Genomic DNA, 12,574 nt, shown 5'->3' with positions numbered 1-12,574 from the left:
GAGGGCCTTTCCATGTCCGGCGGCGTCGATCTTGCTGTGGGCCTGGCTCTGGCATCGCCCCCCTCCCCTCGCTACATCGCGAAACGATGACTGCGCCTCTTTCGATCGCTTCGTGGAACATCAACTCGGTTCGTTTCCGGATGGAGATCGTCGAGCGGTTCCTTCGCGAAATCTCGCCCGACATCCTGTGCCTTCAGGAAACCAAGGTCGTGAACGAAGATTTTCCGCACGCCCCCTTCCATGCGCTCGGCTACACGCACATCGCGATCAACGGCCAGCGGATGCACCATGGCGTTGCGATCCTGAGCAAGGTGCCGCTCGTCGAAGATGACCGCCTGGACTGGCAGGCCAATGGCGAGGCCCGCCACATCGGCGTCCGCCTGGCCAACGGGCTCAGGCTCGAAAACGTCTACATCCCGGCTGGTGGAGACGTTCCCGATCGCGACGTGAACCCGAAATTCGGCCAGAAGCTCGACTTTCTTGAACGAATGATTGGCTGGTCGGAAGGTCTTGCCGGCATTCCAACCGTGCTCACGGGGGACTTCAACGTCGCGCCCCTCGAAAGCGATGTCTGGAGCCACAAGGCGCTGCTGGACGTCGTCAGCCATACGCCGATCGAGGTGGAGACGCTGGCCCGGCTGCAGGCCGCGAACGACTGGGTCGATCTCGGCCGCCACTTTGCGCCGGCGCCCGAACGGCTGTTCACCTGGTGGAGCTATCGCGCCAAGGATTGGGCGGCCTCCGATCGCGGCCGTCGTCTGGATCACATGTGGGCGAGCCGCGATGTCGCGGCCAAGGCAACCGGGCACAAGGTGTTCGAGCATTGCCGCAGCTGGCTGAAGCCCAGCGACCACATCCCGATCCTTACCGAGTTCGCGCTTTGACCGATCCGCGCGCTGTCGCCCGCGCCATCGACGCGCTGCGCCGGGGCTGGCCGGTCTCCATCCGCGACGCCAGCACGGCGATCACGCTGCTCGCGATCGAGACGGCCGACCCACTCCGCCTGGCTGCCTTCGATCCCGAGGAAAGCGCTGCTGTTCTGCTCTCCGCCGGAAGGGCCGCGACGTTGAAGCTCGCCAACCAGCGTGAGGCGGCGGTGCCCGATGCGCCGGTACTGGTGGAGCGTGCACCATGGCTCGACTTCGCCGCAGCGACCGCGCTTGCCGACCCGCAGCTCGACCTCGCAACCCCACTTAAAGGTCCGTTCCGCGCCGTTCCGCTGCCGGCTCCGGAAGCCGCTCGCACCGCGCTGCAGCTGGCGAGGCTTGCCGGCGTGCTGCCCGCCTTCTTTGTCCGAGAGGACGAAGCGGAGGGCGCCGAAGCGATCACCCCGGCGGATGTTGAAGCCCATGAGGATCCGCTGCGCCTCGCCATCGCGACTCGGGCTCGGCTCCCGGTCGCGGGCGCGGAGCATGCCGAGATCGTCGCCTTCCGCACCCCTGAGTCGCCGGGCGAGCATATCGCGCTGCTGATCGGCGCGCCCAACGGTCAGCCGCCGCTGGTGCGGCTGCATAGCGAGTGCCTGACCGGCGATGCGCTCGGCAGCCTCAAGTGCGACTGCGGACCCCAGCTCGACGCGGCAATCGCGGCGATCGCCGACAGTGGCTGGGGGATCCTGCTCTACCTGCGGCAGGAAGGGCGCGGCATCGGCCTGGTCAACAAGCTGCGTGCCTATGCGCTCCAGGACCAGGGGTTCGACACTGTCGATTCGAACACGCGTCTGGGCTTTGCAGTCGATGCGCGCGATTTCCGGACCGCCGGCCGCATGCTGGAACTGCTCGGTCAGCGCGAGATCCGGTTGCTGACCAACAATCCCGCCAAGGTTGCAGCGCTGGAGACTGCCGGCATCGCCGTTGCGGAACGGGTGCCGCACGCTTTGCCGCCGAACCCGCACAACGAACACTATCTGGCGACCAAGCGCGATCGTACCGGCCACCAGCTATAAGGCGGGATTCGTTCCTGCCCCGCAGAACGGAGGGACAGTCAGATCACGTCGCCGCTCAACCGCTGGCAGACCATGTCGAGCTGGTCGAGGGTCGAATAGCTGATCGTCAGCGTGCCGCCCTTGTCGCCATGCGCGATGCGGACGTTGAGTCCCAAGGCGTCCCCGAGCTGCTGCTCCAGTGCGAGAATGTCGGCGTCGCCGCCCGACGCATCGCCGCCACCCCGACCGCCACGCGGCTGGGTACCGCCCAGCGGCTGCGGCTTGGCGTCGCGCGCGAGACGCTCGGTTTCGCGCACCGACAGCCCCTTGGCGATCACTCGATCTGCCAGTGCCTCGGGATCGGGCGCACCGATGATGGCGCGGGCATGGCCCATGCTGAGCTGCTGGGTGACCACCAGCTGCTGCACCGGTGCGGGCAGATCGAGGAGCCGCAGCAGGTTCGCGATGTGGCTGCGCGACTTGTGCACCAGCTTGGCGAGCGCATCCTGGGTGTGGCCGAATTCGTCGATCAACTTGCGATAGGCATCCGCCTCTTCGATCGCATTGAGGTCCTGGCGCTGAATGTTCTCGACGAGCGCGATTTCCATCGTCTCGGCATCGTCGAGGTCGCGGACTAGCACCGGTACCTCGTGGAGGCGCGCACGCTGGGCTGCCCGCCAGCGCCGCTCGCCGGCGACGATCTGATATTCCTTGCCGTGCGGCCGCACGACGATGGGCTGGATCAGTCCGCGCAGAGCGATCGACGCAGCAAGATCGTCGAGCGCTGCTTCGTCGAAATGCCGGCGCGGCTGCCCGGGATGCGGGCCCATTGCCGTGACCGGCAGAAGCCGGACGCCGCTCGCCTGCCGCTCGGTGCCCGAGACCGGTGCCTCGCGCGTGCTGTCGCCCAGCAACGAGCTCAGCCCGCGGCCAAGGCCCGGCCGCGGCTTGCGGGTAGGTGCGGGGTTGTCGGTCATGCGGCCTCCGCAAGCTGGGGCAAGCGTCCGATCACTTCGCGTGCCAGGGCGATATAGGCTTCGGAACCGGCACAGCGGTGGTCGTAGATCAGCGCCGGCATGCCATGGCTGGGCGCTTCCGACAGTCGGACGTTGCGCGGGATGACGGTGTCGAACACGACCCGGCCGAGCACCGCCCGCACGTCGTCCGACACCTGGTCGGTCAGGCGGTTGCGCCGGTCATACATGGTCAGCACCACGCCGAGAATGGATAGGCCCGGATTGAACCGCCCGCGGATCTGCTCGACGGTGGTGAGCAGCTGGCTCAATCCCTCCAGCGCGAAGAACTCGCATTGCAGCGGCACCAACAGCGCATGGGCTGCAACCATCGCATTGACGGTGAGCAGTCCGAGCGAAGGCGGGCAATCGACCAGGATGACATCCCAGCGATCGCCGCCCCGCTGCAGCGCGCGGTCGAGGCGATGGGTGCGCGCATCGAACTCGATCAGTTCGATTTCCGCACCGGACAAGTCGACCGTGGCCGGAATGATGTCGAGCAGCGGCACCTGCGTCGGGATGGCGGCTTCCTGCAGCGTGGTGTCGCCCAGCAGCACGTCATAGGTCGAGCGTTCGCGATCGTTGCGCCCGATACCCAGGCCGGTCGAAGCGTTGCCTTGAGGATCGAGGTCGAGCAGCAGCACGCGCAGCCCCGTGGCGGCGAGTGCCGTTCCCACGTTGATCGCGGTGGTCGTCTTGCCGACCCCGCCCTTCTGGTTGGCGATGGTGATGCATATCATGCTGGGGAGATCCCGCGTGCGATCACGATGAGCGATTCCGGATCGGTGAGGCTGTGTTTCACGTGAAACACACCTTGCCATGAACCCGCTAAGGCTTCCACCTCCGATCGCGCGGAACGCCCCTTTGGCAGAAGCCATAGCGTTTCCCGATCCACGAGGTGGGCTGCACCCCCGAACAGCGCAGGCAGCGCCGCGACCGCCCGGGCGCTTACGATCGACGCAGGCGGCGCAGGCGGAACGCTCTCCGCCCGCTTCTGCTCGACCCGCACGTTGCTAAGGCCCAGCGCGTCGGCAGCGTCGCGGAGAAACGTCGCGCGCTTCTGACGCGGCTCGATAAGCCACACCGGCGCATCGCGCAGGATCGCCACGACCATGCCTGGAAACCCGCCGCCGGTGCCGATGTCGACCCAGACCCCGTCCCGACCTTCGGCAAGCTCGACCAGCTGGCCGGAGTCGACCCCATGCCGGAACCACAGGTTCGGCAGCGTCGACGCCGCGACCAGATTCTGGCGCGTGCTCTCGTCGCGCACGACTTCAAGGAAACGGGCAACCCGCTCCACCCGCTCCGCTGCGAAGCGTTCGGCAAACCAGCTGCGGGCTTCGTCTTCGGTCATCATGCCCCCATCTTCCGAGCGTGCACCAGCACCGCCGCGAGCGCCGCCGGCGTCACCCCCCGCACGCGCGATGCCGCTCCCAGCGTGGTCGGCCGTGCCGTCGTCAGCCGCTGCACCATTTCCGCCGAAAGGCCCGGCACGGCCCCATAGGCAAAATCGTCCGGCAGGCGAATGTGATCGTTGGCGCGCATCTCGGCGAGTTCGAGGTGCTGGCGTTCCAGATACGGCGCATAACGCGCATCCTCCACGACCTCCGCAAGCAGCGCGGGCTCGGCACCGTCCAGCGCCTCCGGGAGCACCTGCTCCAGCGAAACCCCGGGGAAGCGCAGCCATTCGCGGACGCTGCGCACGGCGCCATCCTGGCTCACCTGCCCCCCGCGTGCCGCCACCGATGTCGCCGACAGCCGTTCGTCGAATTGCTGCTCCAGCGCCGATCGCGCCGCCGTTCGCGCCCGCACCCAGGCTAGCCGTTCCGGTCCGAGCAGCCCGGCTTCCTCGGCAATCCCCGAAAGCCGCGTGGGCGCATTGTCGGCGCGCAGCGTCAGCCGATATTCCGCGCGCGCGGTCAGCATGCGATAAGGCTCGCTCACGCCCTGCAGCACCAGATCGTCGACCATCACACCGAGATAGCTTGAGGCCCGGTCGAGGATCACCGGCGCGAGATCACACGCCCAGGCAGCAGCGTTGGCACCAGCTACCAGACCCTGCCCCGCCGCCTCTTCATAGCCGGTCGTTCCGTTGATCTGTCCGGCGCAGAACAGGCCAGGCAGCGTCCCCAGGGCAAGCCGTGGATCCAGCGCGCGCGGATCGACATGGTCGTACTCTACCGCATACCCCGGCGTCACGATGCGGGTATGCGACAGTCCCGGTATGCTGCGGACCATCGCCTCCTGAACATCGACCGGCAGCGAGGTCGAAATGCCGTTCGGATAGACCAGCGTCGTGTCGAGCCCCTCCGGCTCCAGGAAGATCTGGTGACCATCGCGGTCGCCGAAGCGGTGCACCTTGTCTTCGATCGACGGACAATAGCGCGGACCCGGCGCGCCGATCGCGCCGCTGAACAGCGGCGAGCGATCCAGTCCGCTGCGAATCATCGCATGAGTCTGCTCCGTCGTCCGCGTGACGGCGCAGAACAGCTGCGGCAGCACGCGGCCGCTGCTCATCGGCGACATGGTCCACGGCTCGGCATCCGACGGCTGCTCGTCGAGCATCGCCCAGTCGATGGTGCGTCCGTCCAACCGCGGCGGCGTCCCCGTCTTGAGCCGTGCCATTGGCAGGCCAAGCTCCCGGAGTTGCACCCCCATCGCAGTCGCCGCACGCTCCCCGACCCGCCCGCCTTCTACGCGATCCTCGCCGCGATAGATCCGTCCGCCAAGGAAGGTGCCCGTCGCCAGCACGACCGCACGCGCGCAGAGCCTGGTACCGTCGCCCAGCACCACACCGGCGACCCCTCCGTGCTCGATCAACAGCTGTTCCGCCTCTCCTTCGAGAAGGGTGAGGTTGGCCTGCTCGGCAAGCATCGCCTGGATCGCCGCGGCATAGCGGACCCGGTCCGCCTGGACGCGGGGGCCCTGAACGGCGGCGCCCTTGCTGCGGTTGAGCATGCGATAGTGGATCGCCGCGCGGTCGGCAGCCCGCGCAATCAGGCCGTCAAACGCATCGACCTCGCGGACGATATGGCCCTTGCCCAGTCCACCGATCGCCGGGTTGCAGGACATGGCGCCGAGCTTGGTCAGATCGAAGCTCAACAGCGCGGTGCGCGCGCCACGGCGGGCGGCCGCGGCTGCGGCTTCGGTGCCGGCATGGCCGCCGCCCACCACGATCACATCGAATGGAGACATGCTCCAGCGCTACTGCGCCGCCGCCATCACGTCAAAGCGTTCCACGTGGAACACTTACTTGCCGATGCAGAACCGCCCGAACAATGCATCGAGAACGCCTTCGACATCGGCGCGACCCGTAACCCGATCGAAGGCCGTCCGTGCGCGTCGAAGTTCCTCCGCGACCAGCAGCGGATCATGGTGCATCGCAGCATCGGAAAGAGCCTCCGCGGCTTGGGCCAGCAGCCCGCGTTGTCGGCGGTTGAGCGCCAGCGTATCTGCGCGCGGCAGCAGCACCTGGCTCGCCTGCTCCATGGCAGCCCACAACTCCGCCAGGCCTTGCCCGCTCGCCACCGACAGGCCGAGGCGGTCCGCCGGCACCTCGGCGCGATCCGGAAGATCCGCGCGCGGGTGGAGTGCGAGGACTGTGACGTTCGCGATCTCCGGAGGCGCCACATCCGCAAGCCACAGCACCAGATCGGCAGACGCCATCGCCTCGCGCGCGCGCGCGATGCCAATGCGCTCGATCGGATCGTCGGTCGCCTCGGCAAGCCCCGCCGTGTCGGTAAGCAACCAGGCGACGCCGTTGCGCACCACCGCCGCCTCGACGCGGTCTCGCGTGGTGCCGGCAATCGGGGAGACGATCGCTGCCTCCCGCTCGACCAGCGCGTTCAGCAGCGTCGACTTGCCGCTGTTCGGCGGTCCCGCGAGTACGACGCGGATGCCATCGCGCAGCCGTTCGACCGGCGGTGCCGCCAGCACCGCTGCAAGCTCCTGCCCCAGAGCAGCGCAGTCGGCCCGCACCGCGGCCAATGCTCCGGCGTCGTCCGCCACGTCCTCTTCATCGGCATGGTCGAGCATCGCCTCGACCTGCGCGGCGAGCATCAGCAGTCGGACCTGCCAGGCCTCGACCCGCTGGCGCACCGCGCCTTCGGCATTGGCAAGCGCCGCCCGCCGCTGCGCTTCGGTCTCGGCCATCAGCAGGTCGCCGAGCCCTTCCGCTTCGCTGAGGTCGAGGCGACCGTTGGCCAGCGCGCGACGCGTGAACTCCCCTGCCTCGGCACGCCGCAGACCGGGCTGCCGGCCCAGGCAGGCCTCCACTGCCTGCACCACTGCGCGCCCGCCGTGCAGATGCAGCTCAACCAGATCCTCACCCGTGGCCGTCCGGGGTCCCGCAAACCACAGCAGCAGCGCCCTGTCTAGCAGCGTTCCGTCCGCAGGGTCGCGCAGCGCCCGCACCCCGGCCTGACGTTGCGGCGGGAGCTTGCCCGCCATCGCCTCGGCCACAGCAAGCGCGTCCGGTCCGCTTACCCGCAGCAGCGCGATCGCGGCCGGAGGCTGGCCGCTGGATACGGCGAAGATCGTGTCCACGCGCGTCAGCCGGACCGGCCCGCGCTCTCGAACATCTTGCGCCAGAAGTTCATGCCGGCCTCGCCCATCGGCGCCCAGTGGCGCATCAGCTCGTTGAGCATCTCCGGGCTCGCCCCCTTTTCGATCGTTTCGCTTAGCATCGCGACATAGCGTTCATGGACGGGCGTGAAATCGGGCAAGCCCATTGCGCGCCGCGCCTCCTCCGGTGTGCAATCCACCTCTACGTTGATCTTCATCGGCCTGTCTCCGCTTGAGGGCCCCGGCGCCATTGCCTAGCGTGCGCCTCGCTATGCGCCGGACGCAGGCGATCCTGCAAACAAAGCATGGTTCAAACACGAGGAACCCCCATGGCAACGCTTTTGATCGACACGCTTGATGGCACTGGCCGCTTCTCCGCCTATCGCGCCGATCCGGCCGGCACGCCCCGTGCGGCGGTGATCGTGATCCAGGAGATCTTTGGCGTGAACCCCGGCATCCGCGCCAAGTGCGACCGCCTGGCCGAACAGGGCTATCTGGCGATTGCGCCGGACCTGTTCTGGCGGATCGCGCCGGGCATCAACCTCAACCCCGACGTGCCGGAAGAGATGGCTCGCGCGCTGGAGCTGATGGGCCAGTTCGATCAGGCGACCGCGATCGCCGACATCGAGGCTACGATCCGCACGGCGCGGGCGCTGGTCTCAGGCGGCAAGGTGGGTGCGATCGGCTTCTGCCTGGGCGGGCGGCTCGCCTATATGACGGCGGCACGCACCGACATCGACGCGAGCGTCGGCTATTACGCGGTGGGCATCGACGGGCTGCTCGACGAGAAGCATGCGATCGCGCACCCGCTGATGCTTCATATCGCCGGCGCCGATCACTTCGTGTCGGCTGAGGTTCAGGCGGCCATGCACGCCGGGCTCGACGACCACCCCCGCGTGACGCTGCACGACTATCCGGGCGAGGACCATGGCTTTGCAACCGAGCTGGGCGAGCGCCGCTCCGAGGCTGCCGCCCGGCTTGCCGACGAACGCACGGCGGCGTTCCTCGCCGAGGCGCTTGGCTGAAACGAAAAAGGGGCGGCCCATGGCCGCCCCTTCCCTTTTTCTTCCTCGTGCCGCTCGATCAGACGAACAGCTGGAGCAGGCCGACATGCTGGTCGGTCACGCCCTCATAGATCATCTTAACCGCGACATAGAGGATCACGGCGAGGCCCAGATAGGCGATCCAGCGATAGCGCTCGATGTACTTGGCGATCAGGTTGGCGGCGATCCCCATCAGCGCGACCGACAGCAGCAGGCCGATGATCAGGATGCCCGGATGGTCTCGCGCAGCACCTGCCACCGCCAGCACATTGTCGAGGCTCATCGAGACGTCGGCCACCGCAACCGCCCAGGCGGCGGCGGCGAAGCTCTTGGCGGGGCGAATGCCCTCGGTCTCGTCGCCCTCGACCTCCGGCGAACCCGGGCCGCCGACGGGGCGGAGTTCGCGCCACATCTTCCACGCCACCCATAGCAGCAGCACGCCGCCGGCAAAGATCAGGCCGATGATGCCGAGCAGCCAGCTCACCACCAGCGCAAAGGCGATGCGGAGCACCAGCGCGGCGATGATGCCGATCAGGATCACCTTCTTGCGCTGATCGACCGGCAGGCCGGCGGCGAGCGCGCCCACGACGATCGCGTTGTCGCCGGCAAGCACCACGTCGATCATCAGGACCTGCAGGAACGCCGACAGCGCCGCAGGCGAGCCGATGTTGCTGAAGTCCGCGACGATATGGTTCCAGATGTCGGCCGGGGATCCCGGCCCGGCCGGCACCGCCGTGGCGGCGATGCTGAGGTGCGAAAGAAGGTCTAGCATCCGCAAATCCTAGTCTGCGGCTGGGCAAGCGCAAAGCCCGAACGACGAGCACCGGCGTTCGCAGCAATGTTTCGTGACACAAGCGGCAGGATTCCCCTCCGCCTGCGCCAGATACACGATCGGCCCGCACGCCGGCCGATCCCGCGGAGGATTCGACCGGCCGGCGGGCCGACCCAGGACGCGGTGGTCGCGCTTACTGGTTCATCGAGTCGAAGAAGTCCTCGTTGGTCTTCGAATCCTTCATCTTGTCGAGCAGGAACTCCATCGCATCGATGGTGCCCATCTGCATGAGGATGCGGCGCAGCACCCACATCTTCGACAGCTTGGCCTTGTCGACCAGCAGCTCTTCCTTGCGGGTGCCCGACTTGCCGACGTCGAGCGCGGGGAAGATGCGCTTGTCCGCCACCTTGCGGTCCAGCACGATCTCGGAGTTGCCGGTGCCCTTGAACTCTTCGAAGATCACCTCGTCCATGCGGCTGCCGGTGTCGATCAGCGCGGTCGCGATGATGGAGAGCGAACCGCCCTCCTCGATGTTGCGGGCCGCACCGAAGAAGCGCTTCGGCCGCTGCAGCGCGTTGGCGTCGACACCGCCGGTCAGCACCTTGCCCGACGAGGGAACGACGGTGTTGTAGGCACGGCCCAGGCGCGTGATCGAGTCGAGCAGGATCACCACGTCCTTCTTGTGCTCGACCAGGCGCTTGGCCTTTTCGATCACCATCTCGGCCACCTGGACGTGGCGCGTCGCCGGCTCGTCAAAGGTCGAGGAGACGACCTCGCCGCGTACCGAACGCTGCATGTCGGTGACTTCTTCCGGCCGCTCGTCGATCAGCAGCACGATCAGGAAGACCTCGGGGTGATTGTCGGTGATCGCCTTGGCGATGTTCTGCAGCATCACCGTCTTGCCGACGCGCGGGGGGGCAACGATCAGCGTGCGCTGGCCCTTGCCCTGCGGGCTGACGATGTCGATCACCCGCGCCGACTTGTCCTTCTGGGTCGGGTCGAGCTGGTCGAGCGTCAGCTTCTGCTCCGGATAGAGCGGCGTCAGATTGTCGAAGTTGACGCGATGGCGGACCGCATCGGGATCATCGAAGTTGACGGAGATGAGCTTGGTCAGCGCGAAATAGCGCTCGCCATCCTTGGGCGCGCGAATCTCGCCTTCCACCGTGTCGCCGGTGCGCAGGCCGTGCTTGCGGACCTGGTTGGGCGAAACATAGATGTCGTCCGGCCCGGCGAGATAATTCGCCTCCGGCGAGCGCAGGAAGCCGAAGCCGTCCGGCAGGACCTCGATCGTGCCCAGCCCCATGATCTGCTCGCCGTTCTCGGCCTGCGCCTTCAGGATCGCGAACATCAGGTCCTGCTTGCGCATCGTCGACGCGCCTTCGACGCCCAGTTCCTCGGCCATGGTGACGAGGTCTGCGGGCGCGTGCTTCTTGAGGTCCTTGAGGTGCATGGATGTGATCCGAATGACGTTGATGCGGATAAAGGGAGGAGCGTCGATCGGCGAGAAGAAGGGCGCGACACGATGCTGGAAAAGAAACGGCGTGGTCCCCGGACGGAGCCCACTCGTTGGCGCGGGTTAGGTTCGCGCCCTGTGCAAGTCAAGCAGAGACCGCGGGAGGACGCGACCGAAAGCGCCCCCTGCCCGCCGAAACGATGGGGTTTGGCTTAAAAGGGCTTCACGATCACCAGCGCAACGATCACCGCGACCAGTAGCGCCGGAACCTCGTTGAACATCCGCAACCGCGCGGCGGAGAGGGTCGGGCGACCCGCGGCGAGCTTGCGCGTATAGGCCACCGCCCAGCCATGATAGCCGGTCAGCAGCACCACGAAGAGCAGCTTGGCGTGCAACCAGCCTAGCCCCGGCTGCCCGTCGAACAGTCCCGCATTGGCGGCGAGCGCGACGCCGAGCACCCACACCGCGATCATCGACGGCGTCAGGATCATCGCGCGCAGCTTCGCCTCGCGTGCGATCCAGCGCGGCCGCTCGGCGGGATCGTCCAGCCCTTCCTGATGATGGACCAGGTAGCGCGGCAGAATGAACAGCCCCGCCATCCAGAACACCATGAAGATGACATGCGCCGCCTTGACCCAAAGATAGGCGGACCCGAGGAAATTGGTCATGCTTGGCTCCTGCGGACGCGTGCCACCAGCTGTTCGACATGCGCGATCGGCGTGTCCTGCTGGATGCCATGGCCCAGGTTGAAGATGTGCGGCCGATCGGCGAACGCCGCAAGGATCCGGTCTACGGCGCGGTCCAGCGTCTCGCCGCCCGCGATCAGCGCCAGCGGATCGAGATTGCCCTGCACCGGCAGGTCACGCGGCAGGACCTTGTTGGCCCAGACCGGATCGACCGTTTCGTCCAGGCCGATCGCATCGACGCCCGTCGCGGCGGCATAGGCGACCAGCTTGCCGCCGGCGCCCTTGGGGAACCCGATGATCGGCGTGTCGGGGTGGCGCGCCCTGACCGCGTCGACGATCTGCCGGGTCGGCGCGATCACCCAGCGCTCGAACTGCTCGGGGGAGAGACTTCCCGCCCAGCTGTCGAACAGCTGCACCGCATCGACGCCCGCCTCGATCTGCGCCGACAGATAGTCGATCGTGAGCGTGACGATGCGGTCGAGGATCGCTTCCATCAGCGCCGGATCGGCATAGGCTAGCCGTCGCGCCTCCGCCTGCTCGCGGCTGCCCTGGCCTGCGATCATATAGGTGGCGACGGTCCAGGGAGCTCCTGCAAAGCCCAGGAAGGTCACCGCGGGGTCCAGCGCCGCCTTTACGTGCCGAACGGTGCCATAGACCGGTTCCAGCCGATTGGGAGCCGCAACCAGCGTTTCCAGCGTGTCGCGGTTGATCCTGGGCGCAAGCCGCGGCCCCTCGCCGGTTTCGAACCACAGGTCCTGTCCCAACGCATTGGGCACCACCAGGATGTCGGAAAACAGGATCGACCCGTCGAACCCGAAGCGGCGCAGCGGCTGGAGGGTCACTTCCGCGGCGGCTTCGCTGTCGTTCACCAGGTCGAGGAATCCGCCCTTTTCGGCACGCAGCGCGCGATACTCGGGCAGGTACCGCCCGGCCTGACGCATGAGCCAGAGCGGCGGGGTAGCCTGGCGGGTGCCGCGCAGGGTTTCGAGCAGCGGCTTGGGCGTCGGAGTCTGAGTCAGCGTCGTGCCTCTACAGAAAAGAAGATTCAAAGAATGAAGGAGGTGGTGGTTGTTGGCGTGGGGAAGCCGGGGTTTATGCTTCCGTCCCCAAATTGCCAACA

At 67.2% G+C, this 12,574-nt stretch carries 13 protein-coding genes; 3 read left to right on the top strand and 10 right to left on the bottom strand.

Annotation, left to right across the window (positions count from 1 at the left end):
- The first annotated feature begins 86 nt into the window (after positions 1-86).
- Together LK533_RS13435 and ribA are read left to right on the top strand one after the other, a co-directional pair.
- Positions 87-884 (top strand): exodeoxyribonuclease III, encoded by a 798-nt coding sequence (locus tag LK533_RS13435; RefSeq protein ID WP_229363572.1) that lies wholly within the window; start codon positions 87-89, stop codon positions 882-884.
- Entirely contained in the window at positions 881-1,945 is a 1,065-nt protein-coding gene (gene ribA / locus LK533_RS13430) for a GTP cyclohydrolase II (protein WP_229363571.1), read from the top strand. Before LK533_RS13435 ends, ribA begins: the two co-directional genes overlap by 4 nt.
- Positions 1,946-1,983: 38 nt before the next feature.
- Here ribA and LK533_RS13425 read toward each other — a convergent pair whose 3' ends face one another.
- Genes LK533_RS13425 through LK533_RS13400 form a run of 6 tightly spaced genes read right to left on the bottom strand, consistent with a single transcriptional unit; the run spans position 1,984 to position 7,718 of the window.
- Positions 1,984-2,901 (bottom strand): ParB/RepB/Spo0J family partition protein, encoded by a 918-nt coding sequence (locus LK533_RS13425; protein ID WP_229363570.1) that lies wholly within the window; start codon positions 2,899-2,901, stop codon positions 1,984-1,986.
- The gene (locus LK533_RS13420) at positions 2,898-3,677 is read right to left on the bottom strand and encodes a ParA family protein (RefSeq protein ID WP_229363568.1); all 780 of its coding nucleotides are present in this window, start codon (positions 3,675-3,677) and stop codon (positions 2,898-2,900) included. Before LK533_RS13420 ends, LK533_RS13425 begins: the two co-directional genes overlap by 4 nt.
- Positions 3,674-4,291 (bottom strand): 16S rRNA (guanine(527)-N(7))-methyltransferase RsmG, encoded by a 618-nt coding sequence (gene rsmG, locus LK533_RS13415; RefSeq protein WP_229363567.1) that lies wholly within the window; start codon positions 4,289-4,291, stop codon positions 3,674-3,676. Before rsmG ends, LK533_RS13420 begins: the two co-directional genes overlap by 4 nt.
- Positions 4,291-6,132 (bottom strand): tRNA uridine-5-carboxymethylaminomethyl(34) synthesis enzyme MnmG, encoded by a 1,842-nt coding sequence (gene mnmG, locus LK533_RS13410; RefSeq protein ID WP_229363566.1) that lies wholly within the window; start codon positions 6,130-6,132, stop codon positions 4,291-4,293. The genes rsmG and mnmG overlap by 1 nt, the downstream gene beginning before the upstream one ends.
- A 54-nt stretch (positions 6,133-6,186) precedes the next feature.
- Positions 6,187-7,482, bottom strand: coding sequence for a tRNA uridine-5-carboxymethylaminomethyl(34) synthesis GTPase MnmE (mnmE, locus tag LK533_RS13405; RefSeq protein ID WP_420705860.1), 1,296 nt, complete (start codon positions 7,480-7,482; stop codon positions 6,187-6,189).
- Positions 7,483-7,487: 5 nt separating this feature from the next.
- Entirely contained in the window at positions 7,488-7,718 is a 231-nt protein-coding gene (locus tag LK533_RS13400; protein ID WP_229363565.1) for a DUF6489 family protein, read from the bottom strand.
- A 111-nt stretch (positions 7,719-7,829) separates the two neighbouring features.
- Between LK533_RS13400 and LK533_RS13395 the strand changes: the two genes are divergently transcribed.
- Entirely contained in the window at positions 7,830-8,525 is a 696-nt protein-coding gene (locus LK533_RS13395; protein ID WP_229363564.1) for a dienelactone hydrolase family protein, read from the top strand.
- Positions 8,526-8,583: 58 nt separating this feature from the next.
- On the opposite strand, the gene LK533_RS13390 is transcribed toward LK533_RS13395, so the two are convergent.
- The 4 genes from LK533_RS13390 to hemE form a co-directional block, all read right to left on the bottom strand.
- The gene (locus tag LK533_RS13390) at positions 8,584-9,315 is read right to left on the bottom strand and encodes a TerC family protein (RefSeq protein ID WP_229363562.1); all 732 of its coding nucleotides are present in this window, start codon (positions 9,313-9,315) and stop codon (positions 8,584-8,586) included.
- Between the two features lie 193 nt (positions 9,316-9,508).
- Positions 9,509-10,765, bottom strand: a complete 1,257-nt coding sequence (rho, locus tag LK533_RS13385; protein ID WP_229363560.1) for a transcription termination factor Rho — start codon at positions 10,763-10,765, stop codon at positions 9,509-9,511.
- Between the two features lie 215 nt (positions 10,766-10,980).
- Positions 10,981-11,436, bottom strand: coding sequence for a CopD family protein (locus tag LK533_RS13380; RefSeq protein WP_229363558.1), 456 nt, complete (start codon positions 11,434-11,436; stop codon positions 10,981-10,983).
- Positions 11,433-12,473 (bottom strand): uroporphyrinogen decarboxylase, encoded by a 1,041-nt coding sequence (gene hemE, locus LK533_RS13375; protein WP_229363663.1) that lies wholly within the window; start codon positions 12,471-12,473, stop codon positions 11,433-11,435. Before hemE ends, LK533_RS13380 begins: the two co-directional genes overlap by 4 nt.
- Positions 12,474-12,574 lie beyond the last annotated feature (101 nt).

It is taken from the genome of Sphingomonas sp. PL-96 (genome assembly GCF_020707215.1).
Taxonomy (GTDB): domain Bacteria; phylum Pseudomonadota; class Alphaproteobacteria; order Sphingomonadales; family Sphingomonadaceae; genus Sphingomonas.
This window is presented reverse-complemented; position numbering and strand designations above follow the sequence as displayed.

Excerpts from the sequence above, each read along its gene's own strand:
- LK533_RS13435 (WP_229363572.1), top strand. The coding sequence starts at position 87 with ATGACTGCGCCTCTTTCGATCGCTTCGTGGAACATCAACTCGGTTCGT.
- LK533_RS13425 (WP_229363570.1), bottom strand. The coding sequence starts at position 2,901 with ATGACCGACAACCCCGCACCTACCCGCAAGCCGCGGCCGGGCCTTGGC.
- LK533_RS13420 (WP_229363568.1), bottom strand. The coding sequence starts at position 3,677 with ATGATATGCATCACCATCGCCAACCAGAAGGGCGGGGTCGGCAAGACG.
- rsmG (WP_229363567.1), bottom strand. The coding sequence starts at position 4,291 with ATGACCGAAGACGAAGCCCGCAGCTGGTTTGCCGAACGCTTCGCAGCG.
- mnmG (WP_229363566.1), bottom strand. The coding sequence starts at position 6,132 with ATGTCTCCATTCGATGTGATCGTGGTGGGCGGCGGCCATGCCGGCACC.
- LK533_RS13400 (WP_229363565.1), bottom strand. The coding sequence starts at position 7,718 with ATGAAGATCAACGTAGAGGTGGATTGCACACCGGAGGAGGCGCGGCGC.
- LK533_RS13395 (WP_229363564.1), top strand. The coding sequence starts at position 7,830 with ATGGCAACGCTTTTGATCGACACGCTTGATGGCACTGGCCGCTTCTCC.
- LK533_RS13390 (WP_229363562.1), bottom strand. The coding sequence starts at position 9,315 with ATGCTAGACCTTCTTTCGCACCTCAGCATCGCCGCCACGGCGGTGCCG.
- rho (WP_229363560.1), bottom strand. The coding sequence starts at position 10,765 with ATGCACCTCAAGGACCTCAAGAAGCACGCGCCCGCAGACCTCGTCACC.
- LK533_RS13380 (WP_229363558.1), bottom strand. The coding sequence starts at position 11,436 with ATGACCAATTTCCTCGGGTCCGCCTATCTTTGGGTCAAGGCGGCGCAT.